Origin of the sequence: Maricaulis sp., assembly GCF_030149425.1 — a bacterium.
Taxonomy (GTDB): Bacteria; Pseudomonadota; Alphaproteobacteria; order Caulobacterales; family Maricaulaceae; genus Maricaulis.
Genome location: NZ_JASBRQ010000053.1, coordinates 109546 through 126754 on the forward strand (window position 1 = coordinate 109546; position 17209 = coordinate 126754).

The following is a 17209-nucleotide window of genomic DNA, read 5'->3' on the forward strand; positions in this document are numbered from 1 at the left end:
CATGCGCCAATTCTACGTCTTTATCAAATGCGAGCTCGGCCGCACCTATGATGTCGCAGCCTCTCTGGTCGATGACCTTGATGAAGCGCCCATGGTGCACTCGATCTCCGGCGCCTTTGACCTGCTTGCTCACTTTTCTCTCAGCGATGACGAGGACATAGGCCGGTTTGTGAATCAAAAGGTCCAGACCATTTCCGGTATCAAGGACACTCAGACGATTATCTGCTTCAACGCTTTCACCCGCGACCGCGGGCTCGGCGAAGGCTAAGGCGGACACCGACTTCCATGCATTTTGGCGTTTTCGACCTGTTCAAGACCGGTATCGGGCCGTCCAGCTCACATACCGTCGGCCCGATGAAAGCCGGCAAGCGCTTCGTGGACCGGGCGCTTGAACGCTCGGGCAAGGGCGAAATCATCCGCCTGCAGTGCGAGCTCTATGGCTCCCTCGCCCTGACCGGTCTGGGCCACGGCACGAATACCGCTGTCCTGTTGGGCCTTGAAGGTCACGACCCCGCCCAGATTGATCCGGACACGATCGAGGCCAGGCTCTCTCGCATCCGCAGCGAGAAAACCCTGCACCTCGCCAATGGTGAGGTGATTGAATTCGACGAGAAGAAGCACCTCGATTTTCGCGGAGAGGTACGTCTTCCCTTCCATTCCAACGCGATGAAATTCATCGCTATCGGGAGGGGTGAAAGCGTCATCCTGGAAGAGATCTGGTACTCAATCGGTGGCGGTTTTGTCATCGATGAGCATGAAGCCGGACGCAATTCCGCTGCGGATGTGAAGGAGGGAGAACCCTACCCGTTCAACTCGGCGGCAGAACTGCTGGAGATCGGGGAGAAGACGGGGCTCTCAATCCACCGGATCATGTTGGCCAATGAGCGTGCTTTCCTGCCGGAGGACACAATCCGGGCCGGAATTGAAGGCCTCTGGCGCACGATGGAAGACTGTATCGATCGCGGTCTTTCCCAGGACGGGATCCTCCCGGGCGGACTTCAGGTCAAGCGACGTGCGCCGCAGATGTACAAGGATATCAAGGACAATCCCGTGTCCGCCGAGGAAGACCCGCTTGCGGCGATGGACTGGATCAATCTTTGGGCCATGGCGGTGAATGAGGAAAACGCTGCCGGTGGCCGTGTCGTCACAGCGCCGACCAACGGTGCCGCGGGGATCATCCCTGCCGTGGCGCGCTATTTCGACCGTTATCATCGCGACCCGGATGATGAAGAGGCCCTGCAGCGCTTCTTCCTGACCGCTGCAGCGATCGGATCCCTGTACAAGAAGAACGCCTCGATTTCCGGGGCTGAAGCCGGCTGCCAGGGCGAGGTCGGCGTGGCCTGCTCGATGGCCGCGGGGGCACTGGCAGCGGCCATGGGCGCCAACAATCACCAGATCGAAGACGCCGCCGAGATCGGCATGGAACACAATCTCGGTCTGACCTGTGACCCGGTTGGCGGGCTGGTTCAAATCCCCTGTATCGAGCGCAATGCGATCGGCGCAATCAAGGCCATCGACGCCGCGCGTCTCGCCCTGCGCGCGACCTCCGCCGATATGAAAGTGTCACTCGACCAAGTCATCGAGACCATGCGCCAGACCGGTCTCGACATGATGGAAAAGTACAAGGAAACCAGCCAGGGCGGCCTCGCGGTCAATGTAGTGGAGTGCTAGGCATCCTCGCCCTGTATCTGCACCGGCCGGCCATCGCTTAATGTCTCGGCGCCGGAGATAACGACCGTCTGACCGGCCTCGACATCGCCCTCAATGGCGATGAAACCGCCCTCGCGTACACCGGGCTCAACGCTCACCTGGCGGGCGATATCATCAGCGTCGACGATGAAAACATGGCTGCCATTGGCCCGCAGGATCACCGCATCATAGGGAACGGTCAGCTGCGTGCGCGGGTTTTCCGCCGGGAAGACAGCGCGCGCTGCAGAACCGACAATCCAGTCCGACCCGGCCAGATCAATCCGCACTTCGAAGGTTCGCGACACACGGTCGCCAACCGGGACGATGGCGCGGATCGGGGCACTGATCGCCTGATCATCACTGCCAGTCAGGGTGACCTCCTGGCCGACGCTGAGATAGGGCGCGATCGAGACCGGCGCCTGCGCAACCGCTTCCTTGCGCGAGACATCCACGAAACGCAGCACTTCACGACCCGGCGATGACAGTTCGCCGACCTCGATCAGACGCTCGACCACCCGCCCGGTGAACGGCGCGCGGATCTGAGTGCGATCCAGCTCGAGCTCGGCGCGCGCCACCGCTGAGCGGGCTTCGCGCAAGTCCGACGCGGCCATGTCACGCGCAAGTTCGGCCTCGCGCAGACGCGTCGGCGGAACCGTTCCATTGGCTGCCAGTTGGGTGAAACGCTCCGCCTCGGCGTTCTGATAGGCCGCGTTGGCGCTGGCGCGGGACAGGCGCGCCCGGGCCTCTTCAAGCTGGATCCGGGCCTGCCGGTCATCGATCTGAGCGATGACTTCGCCGCTCTCGAGGACGTCGCCGGGCTCGGCAATCTGGGTTATGCGACCGGTCGTCTCCGCAGATATGTGCGCGTCATTGCGGGAGATCACACTGGCGGGAGACGTGATCGTGCGGGACATCAGCCGGGCATCGATTTCTGCCACACGCACTGTTGCCGGCGGCGGCCCGTTCTGCGCCCTGGCGCTATCCGGCCCGGTCAGGGCGATCAACCCGGCGAAGATGGTGATGATAGTGGTTTGACGGATCATGGATCATCTCCTCCGGATCACTCAGCGGGCTGAGCAGAGGGCTGGCGCAAGCTCTGCCGGCTCTCGCCCAGACGCAACAAGGCCGGGATAAGTAACAGGGTGAAAATGAGCGAGACGCTCATGCCACCGACAATGGCTGCAGCGAGGCCGCGATAAATCGCACTGCCAACGCCCGGGAACAGCAAGAGCGGCAGCATGCCCAGAAGACTGGTCAGCGTGCTCATGAAAATGGGCCGCAAGCGCATGCGCAGGGCCTGATCGACCGCATCGCGCCGGGCCAGACCGCGCCGCTCACCCTGACGGGTCTGATCAACGAGCAGGATGGCATTGTTGATCACCAGTCCCAGCAGGATGAAGAACCCCATCATGGTCAGCAAATCCAGCGGCACCGATATAAACAGGTTCAGGATCTGCAGCATTATAACGCCGCCAACCCCAGCCAGCGGGATCGACACCAGAACCAGGCCGGCATCGCGCAGGGAGCGGAACAGGCCGGCCAGAATGAGGAACAACACTACGAGCGCCATGCCGATATTGCTGAGCATGGTACGCTTGGCGCGCTCCAGGCTGTCAGCGCTGCCGCCATAGGTGATCGAACCGTCAGGAGGCAATTGCGCCTCGATCGCCGGTGCGACCTCGTTTTGCACAATGTCGAGGATTTCCTCGAGCGTAATGTCCTCGGGCTGGTTGATATTGATGGTGATGGTGCGCCGCCGGTCGAGCCGCTGGATGCCACCAATACCCACGCCTTCGCGGATGCTGACGAGATCTCCGAGCGGCACCACGGCGCCGGTCGGCGTGACGATGGGCAGGCCCTCCAGCTCATCCGGGGTCGACCAGCCTTCCGTACGGACAATCGTGTTCATGCGGCTGTCGCCATCGAAATACTCACCGATGAACTGGCCATCCCCGAGCATGGCGATCATGCCGGCGACATTGCGCCGGGCCCAGCCGGCTTCCTGGATACGCCGGTCATTGGGCACCATGGTCAGGCGTGGCTGGCTTGCCTGCGGCGGCGGGTTGGCGTTGACATTCACCCCGGGAAAGCGTTCGCGCAGGATCTGCAGACCGGTCAACACCGCCCGGGTGCGCGCCTCGGCATCCGCCGACTGGACATTGATCTGGATATTACCGCCTTGGGCAAACCCGCCAAAGAGATCGCCCTGCTGGGCATTGGAAAACACCACATCGGGTATGTCGCCGATAATCTCATTGCGGACGATCTCTTCCAGCTCACCGACCCGGGACTGGTCCGCCACGCGAATACCGGCTGTGGCCCCGCCACCGCCGGGGAAGGTGCCGAAATAGTAGTTACGCAGAGCCGGTTCCTGTTCGCCCGACATATAAGGCTCAAGCCGCTCGACTACGCGCTGGGCCACTTCGGTTTCGATCCAGTCAAGAGAGGTGCCCGGCGGGAATATCCAGAAGGCATCGACGGCATCGCGCTTGACCGGTGGCAGATAGTCCATGTCCGGCAGCATGGCCCAGGTGAGCCCCATGGGAACGGCAATCAGGCCACCGATCAGGCCGAGCCGGATCGAACGGCGATCGGTGAGCTTGAGGATGCTCTCTGCGACTGCGGACATCATCGGCTGCGCGGTTAGCTGTTTGCGGTCACGGATCAGGTATTTCGCGGCGACGGGCAGGATGGTGACGGCAACGATCATCGATACGCCGACCCCGACGGCGATGGTAATGGCCAGGTCGGCAAACAACTGGCCTTCCACATCGCGGACAAAGATCAATGGCAGGAAGATCGCGACCGTGGTGATCGTCGAGGCCAGCAATGCCCCCCAGACCTGGCCGGCGCCCTGTTCCGAGGCGGTATCGGGATCCTCGCCCTCCTCCCGCCTTCGGATGATGTTCTCCACCACGACAATCGCCGCATCCATCACCATGCCCGTGGCAAAGGCCAGGCCGGCGATGGAGATCACATTCAGTGTCCGGCCGAACAGGAACAGCACAATCAGGGTTGAAAGCAGACAGATCGGAATGGTCAGCGAGACAATCAGGGTTGCCCGGGGACGGCGCAGGAAGAGCCAGAGCCCGACCACGGCCAGAGCAATACCGATCAGGAGATTGGTCCGCAGCAGATTGATCGCCCGCATGATGAAGACCGAGGCATCAAAGGACGGCGCCATGACCAGATGGCGTTCGGCCAGCAGGGTTTCGTTGATCTCGGCGACCTCCGCTTTCACGGCGTCCAGGGCGGCGAGGACATTGGCGCCCTGGGCCCGGCGCACTTCAATGCCCATCGCCGGGTTGCCGTTCTGGTAGGTGAAGTCATTGCGCTCACCAAAGGCCACTTCGACCGTTGCAAGGTCGCGCAGGCGGACCGGGCTGCCATCGCGCCAGACGATGACCAGGTCACCCATTTCTTCCGGCTCGAACTCACCTTCAAACCGCAATTGATAGGATCGACGGCCAATATCGGCATTGCCGCCGGACACATCGGAATTATTGGCAATAGCAGCCGAGATCTGCGGCAAGGTCACCCCGAGGGCGGCGGCGCGATATGGGTCGATGGTAATCTGCAGCTCTTCCGGCCGGCGACCCCAGCCAACCGCCACTGAGGCCACACCGGGTATGCCTTCCAGCCGCGGTACGATGACATCCTCAACGAAGCTGGAATAGTCGTGGATCTCATTGGGGTTGCCGGGCAACGCCTGGAGAAAGAACCAGATCAGGCTTTGCTGGGCGTCGCCGCCAAAGCCGCCCAGATTGGGGCCGACTGCATCACGCGGCAAAGGCGGCACCTGGCTGAGCCGGTTACCGATCTCGATCGCCGTTTGCGTCATGTCGGTTTCAATGGAAAAGGTCAGATTGATGAAGGCACTGCCCTCACCCACAAACACCCGCATTTCTTCCAGCCCCGGCAGACCGGCCAGAGCCTGTTCCTGCGGCTCGATGATCTCGGACTCCATTTCCTGCGGGGAAGCGGAGCGCCAGAATGTCGAGATATTGACCTGCGGCCGCTCGGTATCGGGAAACAGCTGGATCGGCAGACGCGTGAACGCGACCAGCCCCATCAATACGATGAGTGCAATGCCGACGAAAACGGCAGACGGGTTGTTCAGTGACAGACGTGTGAGCGGCATGTGAGTCTCCCTCGCACGCCTCTCATATCACCCCACAAGGGCAATGGGATTAAACCTTGCTAAGGCGGCTCACAGCTCTGTGAACCGCCTTAAACGCAAGTCATACAACGCAAACGCGAGTTTTTGCCTAGGCCGCTTCGTGTTCGATCAGCGTGTCGGAAACGGCGTACTTGGCTTCGGTCTTTTCCGCGACCTCGTCCAGGCTCACACCCGGAGCCAGTTCGATCAGCTCAAGATGATCATCCTTGACGTCGAACACGCCAAGCGTGGTGATGATGCGATGGACGCAGCGCTTGCCGGTCAGCGGCAGGGTGCATTCCTTGAGCAGTTTCGGCTCCCCGCGCTTATTGGCGTGATCCATGATCACGACAACGCGTTTGACGCCGGCGACGAGATCCATCGCCCCGCCCATGCCTTTGACCAGCTTGCCCGGGATCATCCAGTTGGCGATATCCCCGGTTTCGGAAATCTCCATCGCACCCAGGATCGACAGGTCGATATGGCCGCCGCGGATCATGGCGAAACTGTCGGCGGAGGAGAAATAGCTCGTACGGCGCAGCTCAGTGATGGTTTGCTTGCCGGCATTGATCAGGTCGGCATCAACCTCATCATCATAGGGAAACGGCCCCATGCCGAGCATGCCGTTCTCCGATTGCAGCGTGACGTCGACGCCCTCCGGAATGTAGTTGGCCACCAGGGTCGGAATGCCAAGACCGAGATTGACGTAGAAACCGTCTTCCAGCTCCTGCGCGGCACGAGCCGCCATTTCATCGCGAGTCCAAGCCATTTACGCGTCCTCCCGCTGACGGATCGTGCGCTGTTCGATGCGCTTTTCAAAATTGCCCTGGACCAGGCGCTGAACGAAAATCCCCGGCGTGTGGATTTCGTCCGGGTCGAGGCTGCCCAGTTCAACGATTTCCTCAACCTCGGCAATGGTCACCTTGCCGGCGGTCGCCATCATCGGATTGAAGTTACGGGCGGTCTTGCGGAAAACCAGATTACCCTGCGGGTCGGCCTTCCAGGCTTTGACGATCGAAACATCCGCCGTCAGCCCGGTTTCCATGATGTAGGTCTCGCCGTCGAACTCGCGGTGCTCTTTACCCTCGGCGATCAGCGTGCCGACCCCGGTCTTGGTGAAGAAGCCCGGGATACCGGCGCCGCCGGCACGAATACGCTCGGCCAGCGTGCCCTGCGGATTGAATTCCAGCTCCAGCTCGCCTTCCAGATACTGGCGCTCGAACTCCTTGTTCTCGCCGACATAGGAAGAGACCATTTTCTTGATTTGCTTGGCATCGAGAAGAATGCCGAGGCCGAACCCGTCGACGCCGCAATTATTCGAGATCACGGTCAGATCCTTGACGCCCAGCTCATGCAGCGCAGCGATCGAATTCTCCGGGATGCCACAGAGGCCAAAGCCCCCGGCCATCAGCGTCATGCCGTCAAACACCAGCCCGTCCAAAGCAGACTTGGCGTCCGGATAAACCTTATTCATGCGGACCTCGGTCAAAAGTTGATGATCGGTTCATGTTTAGACCGCAGACGCGATCCACACCAGTCATTACAGCATGCCGACGGACTTCAGGAGGAGGACCGGCCGTCGATTTCTATGGCCAAAGCTCCGCCGAAGAACACGGCATAGGCGGACCAATAAATCCACAGGAGGAAGACCACAAGTGCGCCAAGTGAGCCATAGACGCTAAAATCGATCACTTCATCGATATAGGCAGAAAAACCCTTCGAAAGACCGAGCCAGAGCAACGTCGCAACAAGCGCTGCGGTGGTTGAGGCCTTCCAGCTGACCGCCTGTTCACGCCGGCGCATGGTCAGTCGGTAAAGCAGTTCCAGGGCGAGGAACATGCTCAGCCCGGCAGCGGTCCATTCATTGATCACCAGACCGAAATCCAGGCCTTCAATTCCAAGCCAGTCGGTCACCTGTCGCGCGATTACCGGAATGAACAGCACCGCCAGATTGGCTGCAGTCAGCAAAATCCCGCCGATCAACACACCGAACATGGCAATGATGTTGAAATGGATGACATTGCGGATGTCGCGGTCTTCCGCGAGATGATTGAGCCCGGCGATCAGCGCCTTTACCCCACGGGCAGCGGCGAACAAGGCGATAGCCAGGGCAATCGCGCCCTGAACCGAAAGCACTGTAATGGGAGCATCAGCCAACCGGGAGAGCTGACCGAGCATGAAATCCTGCGCAGCCGACGGCATGATTTCCGCCAGCCGGGCAAGCTGTCGCTCCGCATCCTCGATGGAAAAGACGACACCATAGACCGACATCGCCAGGGCGATGGCCGGAAACAGCGCCAGCATACCGAAGAACGATGCCCCACCGGCGAACAACATCACATCGCGTGCCATCGATCGACTGATGGCAGCGATAATAACGCTGATAACTGCGCGGCGGCGCTGTTTCCGGGCGGACGGGTTTGTCATGATGGCGCACAACACGCCGCTTCGGTTAAAATATCGAAAAACGGCCACAAGGCTCAGAACGCACGGGGACTTTCAGGCCCATGTCATTTTCCAAAGCGACTCAATTGCTGCAATTGGCCCGTATGGCCAGCGGCCGGATCGGCGTCACGCTCAACGATATCGAACGTGAGTTTGAATGCGTCCGCCGGACGGCACAGCGCATGAGCCAGGCCCTGGAAGACGTATTTCCCGACACCGAGATCTATATCGATCACGAGGGCCGCAAGCGCTGGCGCGTGCCGCAGGCCAAGGCGGCCGAATTCTTCGCGCCCACCGCCGATCAACTCGCCGCACTCGAGCTGGCAACCCGCAGCGCGGAGAAATCCGGTCTCGTCCAGGAAGCGCGTCAGCTTGAGGGGCTGCAAGATACGATCAAGCTGCTGATCTCTTCGCGCCGGCGCGTCGGACTGGAAACCGACCAGGATGCCTTGCTCGAGGCCATGGGCCATGCTGCCCGCCCCGGGCCCCGGCCGGTCAGCAATAGCGATATTGATGTGGAGATCGCCGAAGCGCTCAAAGGACCGTGCGAACTGGTAATCCGCTATAAAGGCCGACGCGATGAGGTGGCTGTCGAGCGCCGCTTGCAGCCCTATGGCGTATTGCTCGGCGGGCGGCGCTATCTGGTTGCCAAGGACCCCGCCAAAAGTGATGGCCGTCTGCGCCACTTCCGGATCGAGGATATCATCAGCGCCCGGGTGACAGACCGGATTTTCGATCGCGATGAAAGTTTCGACCTCGCCGCTTATGCCGCGCGCTCATTCGGCGCGTTTCAGAACGAGGCTGAGTTTGTCGAAACCGTCTGGCGTTTCAGTCCCGCAGCGGCGCAACAGGCCGCGCGCTTCGAATTTCATCCCGAACAGGTGCAGGAAACCTGCGACGATGGTTCGCTGATTGTGCGTTTTACAGCCAGCGGGCACCTGGAAATGTGCTGGCATTTATATGCCTGGGGCGATCAGGTCGAAGTGCTCGAACCGCCCGCCCTCGCTGCGCTGGTCAATCCCTACCGGCGCAGCGATTTTCCGAGCTTGCCCTGATCGCCTGATTAGCGGACCGCAACGCGCAGGGCGTCCGGTGCCATCCAGGCCGGCATGGCGTGACCGTCCTTGGGGCTCATGGCCAGGTGATAGCCCTTATGCAGATAGCGGCAGACAGAGCGCATATCCTCGACATGAATGCAGCTGAGTTCATCGGTCGGATGCTGCATGCGGAAATAGCCGTCGCGAAACTTGTGCGGAACGAGATTGCGCTGGGCGCCGCCGGCACCGTTGACGATGGCTTGGATTGCGATGGCCATGATGTGATCTCCTCAACTTGTGTTGAGACCAATATGACCCGTGGGGGCGACATTTTCGGTCACCCGCAAAATTCAAGAGAAACGCCGGTCGTTGGGGGCGACCGGCGTTTCAGCTATCTGTGCGATAATGAGACCAGCAAACCTGCGAGGGACTGTGTGGGCCGCTGATCTCGAGTGTGAGAATGACGATTCTGCCCTGAACCGTGTATGAACAACATGAATGAACGAAATAAGGCATGATTTTCAGCGCAATACCCTTGGGGGTTTGCCTTATGGTCAAGCCGCGTTCACCTTGTATCCATCTGTTTCTGGCACAGGTTCAGGCAACAGGATTCTGCAATGACCGCTACTGCCGCGCTCCCCGGAGCTTCGAAACAACAATCCGAGATCGACACGCGCTGCCGTGAACACGCCCGCGTGCTCGCCGGCAAGGGCGGATTTCACGCCCGTTTCGATGATGAAGACTTGAGCGGTTTAAGCTTTGCCGGCGCGGATTTGCGCGAGGCTAGCTTCCGCAATGCCAATCTCAGCGGCTGTGATTTTACCAGCGCCGATCTCACCGATGCCGATCTCTCCGGTGCCAATCTCAGTAAGACCCGGCTGATCGGCGCCCGTCTGGAACGCTGCGATATGCGTGGCTGCGATATGAGCGAGGCGGATCTCTCGGCCAGCCAGTGCCAGAATGCCGATTTCCGTGAACTGACCCGGATGGGCAAAAACGGAGAAGCCAGCGAAACCCGGGCCACGCGGCTGACCCAGGCCAGCCTCGGCGGGGTCAATCTGAGTTTCGCCAGGCTTGCCGGCGCAGATGCGGAAGGTGCGGACCTGTCCGACGCCAATCTCAACAACACCCGCCTGATGCGCGCCAATCTGGCCGGAGCCGTGATGCACAATGCGGTGCTGGCCCACACGGATTTTGCCGGTGCTGATCTCAGCAATGCTGATCTGCGCGGCGCGCTTGAAAGCCAGGTGCGCACGGATCTGGCGAAGACCGAGGGCATGCAGACCGGCGCCCTGCCCGACGCGGTCAGCGCGGCGGCAATCGAGCCCGATGATGATCCGCGACCGCTCAGTTCCAAACTGCGCGACCACGAGAAACTCTGCCGCAGCAATGGCCGGGATGGTGCACCGGCCAATTTCGCCGGCATGGACATGCGCGAAGCGGGGTCACTGGCCGAGCGCAACCTCACCGCCCTGCCCGCACCCGGCGCGAATTTCTCCGGCCTCGACATGCGCGGTGCTGAATTGCAGGGCGCACGGCTTCAGCAAGCCGATCTGAGAGCCTGCGACCTGCGCGGCGCAGATCTCCGCGGCGCCGATCTCAGCGGCGCTCTGCTCACCCACGCTGATCTACGCGGCGCCAAGCTGTCCGGCCTGACGTTGCAGGCGGACCGGGTTTTGCCGACGCGCCTGAGCGGAGCCAATTGCCGCTATGCGCGATTTGAAGGCGCCGCCCTGGATGCGATCAATACCAGCGATGCCGATCTCGCCTATGCCCGCTTTGAACAGGACCAGGCCGGCGCATTGTCCGGCGCTGATCTGTCCAAAAGCCTGATTGGCTAGTCTGCGGTCGCCGGGCGCTGAACGCCCCAGTCGGCCAACACTTCATCGGTGTCACGCCCCGGCACGGCCGCGACGCCCTGGATCGCTCCCGGCGTGTGGGAGAAACGCGGTGCTGGTGAGGGATGACGCACGCCATCAATCTCCGTGAAAGAGGCCCGTTCGACCATGTGCGGGTGCTCGGCCGCCTCATCAATGCTCAGCACAGGGGCAAAACAGGCGTCGGTACCCTCGAGCAGGGTGCACCATTCATCCCGTGACTTTTCCTTGAACAGAGCCGCAAACTTCGCCTTGGCCTCATCCCAGCCCCGTCCGGACCAGTCCGCCGGTATCTCCTGCGGGTCAATTCCCGCTTTCTCGCAGAACAGCTGGTAGAATTCCGGCTCGAGCGGGCCCAGGGAAATGTGCTTGCCATCGGCACACTCATAGACGGCGTAGAAATGGGCGCCGCCATCGAGCAGGTTCGTGCCGCGATCATTCGACCACAGACCCAGCGCCTTGAGCTGATACTGCGATGCCATCAGCGAGGCTGCACCATCGACGATAGCGGCATCGACCACCTGCCCCTCCCCACTCGTGCGGGCATGGGTCAGCGCGGCCAGGACACCAAAGCCGAGATACATCGCACCGCCGCCGAAATCGCCAACCAGGTTGAGCGGAATTACCGGGGTTTGCGGCGTACCAATGGCGCCGAGTGCGCCGGACAGGGAGACATAATTGATGTCATGGCCAGCAGCATGGGCCAGCGGTCCATATTGGCCCCACCCGGTCATGCGGCCATAGACGAGCTTGGGATTGGCCTTGAGCGCAACGTCCGGTCCGAAGCCGAGCCGCTCCATGACACCGGGCCGGTAGCCCTCAAGCAGAATGTCGGCCTGTTTGATGAGATCGAGGCAAACCGCCTTGTCTGCATCGACTTTCAGATTGAGTGCAATCGAACGCCGGCCGCGACCGAGGACATCGGCTGCACCGCCGCCCATCGCTCCGGGCCGGTCGATACGGATCACGTCTGCACCCATGTCGGAAAGCATCATGGCGCAGAAGGGTGCCGGGCCAAGCCCAACAAATTCGACGACTTTAACGCCTTTTAGAGGTCCTTGAGGTTTCATACGCGCATCCTTCTCGATTCGGCGGTTTCAGAAACGTGGCATTTGTGACAAACTCAAGAAACAAGCATTCGTCTTCAGGGGCGACAGGGGGGCATATGGGACGCGAGTTGGACGTCCTTGTGTATGGCGCGGCGGAGCGCGCCCGGGGGATTGTTGAACAATTGGACCGGCTGGCTTTTCGGGCCCGCGTGATCCGTGAGGACACGCCGCCGGCCCGCAAGTCCCGTTTCTATGCCGCTGAAATCATTTTTGCTCATGACGCTGACACCGTGACGCAGGCGCACGCAGCCCTTGAGAGCTTTGCGCCGGGCCATCGCCCGGTGATCGTCGTTGGCCCCTCGGAGATTGCCGGACTTGCGGGTGTTGATGCCTGGATTCCCGAACCGGCCCTGCCGGCCCAGATTGCCGCCCGCGCCCGCGCCCTCTTCCGTCTGTCGACGATGGAATTGGTGGCCCAGCGCCGCGCCCATGTAACAGCGCTTTACGGCGAGCGTCACACGGCAGCGGAACGGACCGAGAGCAAGTCCAGCGTCCTGTATGTCGGCGATGCCTCGCCGCGCTTCATGTCGCTGCAACACGCCATGGACGAAACCGGCGCGGAAGTGGTCGCGGCCTTCTCCTCCTATTCAGCCTTCGACTATCTGCATGAACGCAGTTTCGATGCCGTTGTGCTCAATGCCAGTGGCAAGCGCGATACCGCTTTCACCATCAGTTCGGCCATGCGCCGCAATGCCCGGCTCTATCACACACCGGTCCTGCTGCTGTCCGATGATGATGATCTGGAAGCCGCCGAAGAGGCTTTTGCCCGTGGCGTCTCCGATATTCTGCCGCCGGATACGACGGATGATGAAATGCGCGACCGCGTGCTCGCCCTTGCTGCGGAGCGCCGTCGCCGCCGCCAGGCCAAGGCGGCGCTTGAAGCGTGCCGGGATCCGCGCACGCTGGACATTGAAACCGGCCTCTTCCATCCCGGCTTCCTGACCTCGCACCTGCAGGACTTGCTGGTCGGCTTTGAGCGCGACGAGCTCGGCTTCTCGCTGCTGGTTCTGCGCACGGAAGTTCCCGAGGAGGCGCATCAGCCGGATCTCGCCTCGACGGAAAAGGCGCGCCGCCAGTTTGCCGCCATGCTTCGCCACCTGTTGCGCAGCGAAGATGCAGCAGCCCGGATCGACGAGGATCATTTCGTTGCAGTCTTGCCGCTGACCGAGGCCGAGGGTGTCGACTGCGTCGCGGCCCGCGTTTCGGCGATCGCCGAATGCACGGCATTTGAAAGCGAAGATCCGCTTCAGCCCTTCCGCCTGGCCGTTCGCGCAACCGGGATCACGCCGCGGCCGGGTGAGACCGCAGAAGCCATGCTGGAACGTGGCCTGCGTGCCCTGCAGCTTCGCCCGGTGCTGCGCGCCCAGGCCTGATCTGACGCCCTAGACCGTCTCGCTGTCCGCCTGTTTGGCCCGCATGGCGATATCCGCCAGCGGTGCCATAGCTTTTTCGATCGCCCGCAAACGATCTTCCGGCGCATCCCAGGCCGTTCGCAGAACCAGTTTGTGATCAGGCCGCGCCTTGAACAGACCGGCATTTTCGCGGATGTGCGCAATCAAGCCCGGCGGATCGATAAAGCGATCCTTGCGGAAATGGATGACTGCGCCCTTCGGTCCGGCATCGACCTTTTCGACCCCGGCCCGCTTGCACAAGGTCTTGACCGCGACCACGCGCATCAGGGTCTCCACCTCTTCCGGCAAAGGACCGAACCGGTCAATGAGTTCGGCCGCAAAGGCTTCGCGCTCGGTTTTGTTCTCAAGCGATGACAGGCGCCGGTAGAGCTGCAGGCGGATGTCGAGATCGGGGACATAATGATCCGGGATCAAGACTGCGCCGCCGGCATTGATCTGCGGCGACCAGTCACCGTCCTCCTCCGCATCGCCGCCATCCCGCAGCGATGCCACCGCCTCCTCCAGCATGCTCTGGTAAAGTTCGACGCCGACATCCTTGATGTGGCCGGATTGTTCCTCACCGAGCAGATTGCCGCCGCCGCGCAGATCGAGGTCATGGCTGGCGAGGGTGAAACCGGCGCCCAGCGTGTCCAGGGAATGCAGCACTTTGAGGCGTTTCTCGGCTCCCTCGGTGATCTTCTGCCGCGCTGGCGTAGCGAGATAGGCGTAGGCGCGGGTTTTTGACCGCCCCACCCGACCGCGAAGCTGGTAAAGCTGCGACAGGCCAAACCGGTCTGCACGATGTACCACCAGCGTGTTGGCGGTCGGGATATCGATCCCGCTCTCGACGATCGTGGTCGATAGCAGCACATCATAACGCCCCTCATAAAAGGCGGTCATGATGTCTTCCAGGGTCGAGGGCGGCATCTGGCCGTGGGCGATGACGAAATTCACTTCCGGCACGCTCTCGCGCAGGAAGCTTGCGATCTCTTCCAGATCGGCAATCCGCGGCACCACGAAGAAGGCCTGGCCGCCGCGATACTTCTCACGCAGCAAAGCCTCGCGAATGGTCACCGCATCGAACGGCGTCACATAGGTGCGCACGGCGAGACGGTCGACCGGCGGGGTGGCGATGATCGAGAGATCGCGGATACCCGTGAGCGCCAGCTGCAAGGTGCGCGGGATCGGAGTCGCGGTCAGGGTCAGGACATGGACATTGGCCCGTAGCGCCTTGAGCACTTCCTTGTGTTTGACGCCGAAATTCTGTTCCTCGTCGACGACGAGGAGCCCCAGATCCTTGAACTTGATCGATTTGGCGAGCAGGGCGTGGGTACCGATAATGATATCGACTTGCCCCTCGGCCAGCTCCGCCTTGGTCTCCTTGGCCTCCTTGCTGCCAACCAGACGCGAGAGCTGACGCACCTTGACCGGCCAGCCGCGGAACCGGTCGGAAAAGGTCTTGAAATGCTGGCGTGCCAACAAGGTCGTCGGCGCAATGACAGCCACCTGCTGACCGGACATCGCGGTGACAAAAGCCGCGCGCAGCGCCACCTCGGTTTTCCCGAAACCGACATCACCGCAGATGAGGCGATCCATCGGCCGTCCCTTGGCCAAGTCGCCCATGACGTCTTCCAGCGCGTTGAGCTGGTCATCGGTCTCTGCATAGGGAAAGGCCGAACAGAATTCGTCATAGAGCCCGCTCGCGGACTCGATCGAGGGCGCACTGCGCGAAAGACGCTGGGCGGCAATCTTGATCAGCTCATCCGCCATGTCGCGCAGGCGTTTCTTGGCCTTGGCCTTGCGCGCCTGCCAGGCGCCGCTGCCGAGCTTGTCGAGCTGGGCGGTCTCATTGTCAGAGCCATAGCGCGAGAGCAGTTCGATATTCTCGACCGGCAGGAAGAGTTTGGACCCGCCGGAATACTCCAGCTCGATACAGTCATGCGGTGCGTCCTGCACGGGCAGGGTTTTCAGCCCCAGGAAGCGCGCCAGCCCGTGATCGGCATGAACGACCAGATCGCCGGGCGTTAGCGCCCCGGCCTCGACAATGACATCGGCACTCTTGCGGCGCTTGCGCGGCCGTGCCAGCCGGTCACCGAGGATATCCTGTTCGGACAGGACGGCGAGTTCCTCGGTCTCAAAGCCGCGCTCCAGCGGCAACACCGCCCGGCTGACCGCTTTGTCGCCATGGGTCGAGATATCGTACCAGCGATCGGCCAGAGCGATATTCTTGACGCCATGATCTCCGAGGACACTGGCCATCCGCTCCGATGCGCCGAGGCTCCAGGCAGCCAGCACAACCCGTTTGCCATCTGCCCTGAGAAGATTGATATGGCTGGCCACCGCATCGAACACATTGGTGTTCTCAGCCGTCCGCTCGGCTGCAAAAACCCGCCCCTGCTTGCCGCCGACATCAACCGTATTCTCACCCGGTTCGCTGAAGGGCGAGAAATGCCGCACGGTCCGGCCGTCCAGCACCGCGTCCCAATCGGCTTCGGCGAAATACAGCGCCGAGGGGTCAAGTGCCCGGTAGGCCGGAGCAGACAAGGCATTGTCATGAGTTTGCCCGGCTGCGATCTGACGCGCTTCGAAATAGTCCGCGACCTGGCTCAAACGCTCGTCAAAGGCCTCTCGCGCCAAGGGGTCGACGGCGATCAGGGCATCATCCGGGAGATAATCGAAAACGCTGGCAGTCTGCGTGTAAAACAGCGGCAACCAGTGCTCGACCCCGGCGGGACGCGCGCCGGCGCTCACCGCCTCATACACCGGGTCGCCATGCTGCACCGCCCCGAAGGTTTTGACGAAGCCGCCGCGAAACAGCGAAATGCTTTTCTCGTCCAGCAGAACCTCGCTCACCGGCGTCAGGACCAGTTCGGTCATTTGCCGCGTTGAGCGCTGGGTCTCCGGATCGAAGGCGCGGATTGATTCGAGCGTGTCGCCGAAGAAGTCGAGGCGCACGGGCTCTTCATTACCCGGCGGGAAAACGTCAATGACACCGCCGCGTACAGCATAGTCGCCCGGTTCCATCACCGTGGTCGCACGGGCATAGCCGTTCGCCGCGAAATGCGCCTTCAGGGCTTCGGTGTCGACCTGATTGCCGGGCCGGATGCGCTGGCCAGCACCGCGCATAATCTCGACCGGGGCACAGCGTTGGGTGACCGCATTGACGGTGGTAACGACAAACCGCGTGGCATCACCGGAATAATTGGCGATTTCAGCAAGCGTCGCGGCGCGCCGTGCTGCGACCCTGGGAGACGGGGAAATCCGGTCATAGGGCTGACAGTCCCAGGCCGGTAGCCGCAGCACGTCAATTTCCGGAGCAAAAAACTCAAGCGCGGCTGCAAAAGCTGCAGCACGGGAATCATCGCGGGCAATGAAAACGTTGAGACCGCCGCGAAGCTTTGCACTGTCGGCAAAGACAAGCGCATCGAGGCCTTCCGGAACGCCGCAGACCCGCGCCTGTCCCTTGGCGCGGGCGATCATGTCCAAATCCGTCATGTCTTTT

13 protein-coding genes are annotated in these 17209 nt (G+C 61.6%); 5 read left to right on the forward strand and 8 right to left on the reverse strand.

Annotated features, from left to right (window positions below; genetic code table 11):
- Nucleotide 1: 1 nt before the first annotated feature.
- On the forward strand, nt 2-268 hold the full coding sequence (locus Q1V57_RS09200; protein WP_300529877.1) for an Lrp/AsnC ligand binding domain-containing protein: 267 nt from the start codon (nt 2-4) through the stop codon (nt 266-268).
- Nucleotides 269-285: 17 nt separating this feature from the next.
- Nucleotides 286-1671: an L-serine ammonia-lyase gene (locus Q1V57_RS09205; protein ID WP_300529879.1), complete on the forward strand. Its 1386-nt coding sequence runs from the start codon at nt 286-288 to the stop codon at nt 1669-1671.
- Here Q1V57_RS09205 and Q1V57_RS09210 read toward each other — a convergent pair.
- From Q1V57_RS09210 to Q1V57_RS09230, 5 genes are all read right to left on the reverse strand, one after another.
- On the reverse strand, nt 1668-2732 hold the full coding sequence (locus Q1V57_RS09210) for an efflux RND transporter periplasmic adaptor subunit (protein ID WP_300529881.1): 1065 nt from the start codon (nt 2730-2732) through the stop codon (nt 1668-1670). The genes Q1V57_RS09205 and Q1V57_RS09210 overlap by 4 nt on opposite strands.
- A gap of 17 nt (nt 2733-2749) precedes the next feature.
- Nucleotides 2750-5830: an efflux RND transporter permease subunit gene (locus Q1V57_RS09215; protein ID WP_300529883.1), complete on the reverse strand. Its 3081-nt coding sequence runs from the start codon at nt 5828-5830 to the stop codon at nt 2750-2752.
- A gap of 127 nt (nt 5831-5957) precedes the next feature.
- Complete coding sequence (locus tag Q1V57_RS09220; protein WP_300529885.1) at nt 5958-6617, reverse strand: CoA transferase subunit B; 660 nt, start codon at nt 6615-6617, stop codon at nt 5958-5960.
- Nucleotides 6618-7322, reverse strand: coding sequence for a CoA transferase subunit A (locus tag Q1V57_RS09225; RefSeq protein WP_300529887.1), 705 nt, complete (start codon nt 7320-7322; stop codon nt 6618-6620).
- Between the two features lie 86 nt (nt 7323-7408).
- The gene (locus Q1V57_RS09230) at nt 7409-8200 is read right to left on the reverse strand and encodes a YihY/virulence factor BrkB family protein (RefSeq protein ID WP_300529889.1); all 792 of its coding nucleotides are present in this window, start codon (nt 8198-8200) and stop codon (nt 7409-7411) included.
- A 155-nt stretch (nt 8201-8355) separates the two neighbouring features.
- On the opposite strand from Q1V57_RS09230, the gene Q1V57_RS09235 reads away from it, so the two are divergent.
- Nucleotides 8356-9348: a WYL domain-containing protein gene (locus Q1V57_RS09235; RefSeq protein ID WP_300529890.1), complete on the forward strand. Its 993-nt coding sequence runs from the start codon at nt 8356-8358 to the stop codon at nt 9346-9348.
- 8 nt (nt 9349-9356) lie between these two features.
- On the opposite strand, the gene Q1V57_RS09240 is transcribed toward Q1V57_RS09235, so the two are convergent.
- Complete coding sequence (locus Q1V57_RS09240) at nt 9357-9608, reverse strand: hypothetical protein (protein ID WP_300529892.1); 252 nt, start codon at nt 9606-9608, stop codon at nt 9357-9359.
- A 339-nt stretch (nt 9609-9947) separates the two neighbouring features.
- On the opposite strand from Q1V57_RS09240, the gene Q1V57_RS09245 reads away from it, so the two are divergent.
- Nucleotides 9948-11171 (forward strand): pentapeptide repeat-containing protein, encoded by a 1224-nt coding sequence (locus Q1V57_RS09245; protein ID WP_300529893.1) that lies wholly within the window; start codon nt 9948-9950, stop codon nt 11169-11171.
- Here the strand turns inward: Q1V57_RS09245 and Q1V57_RS09250 are convergent.
- On the reverse strand, nt 11168-12277 hold the full coding sequence (locus Q1V57_RS09250; protein ID WP_300529895.1) for a CaiB/BaiF CoA-transferase family protein: 1110 nt from the start codon (nt 12275-12277) through the stop codon (nt 11168-11170). The genes Q1V57_RS09245 and Q1V57_RS09250 overlap by 4 nt on opposite strands.
- Before the next feature lie 95 nt (nt 12278-12372).
- Here Q1V57_RS09250 and Q1V57_RS09255 point away from each other — a divergent pair, with 95 nt between their 5' ends.
- The gene (locus Q1V57_RS09255; RefSeq protein WP_300529897.1) at nt 12373-13689 is read left to right on the forward strand and encodes a hypothetical protein; all 1317 of its coding nucleotides are present in this window, start codon (nt 12373-12375) and stop codon (nt 13687-13689) included.
- A 9-nt stretch (nt 13690-13698) separates the two neighbouring features.
- On the opposite strand, the gene mfd is transcribed toward Q1V57_RS09255, so the two are convergent.
- Entirely contained in the window at nt 13699-17202 is a 3504-nt protein-coding gene (gene mfd, locus Q1V57_RS09260) for a transcription-repair coupling factor (protein WP_300529898.1), read from the reverse strand.
- Nucleotides 17203-17209 lie beyond the last annotated feature (7 nt).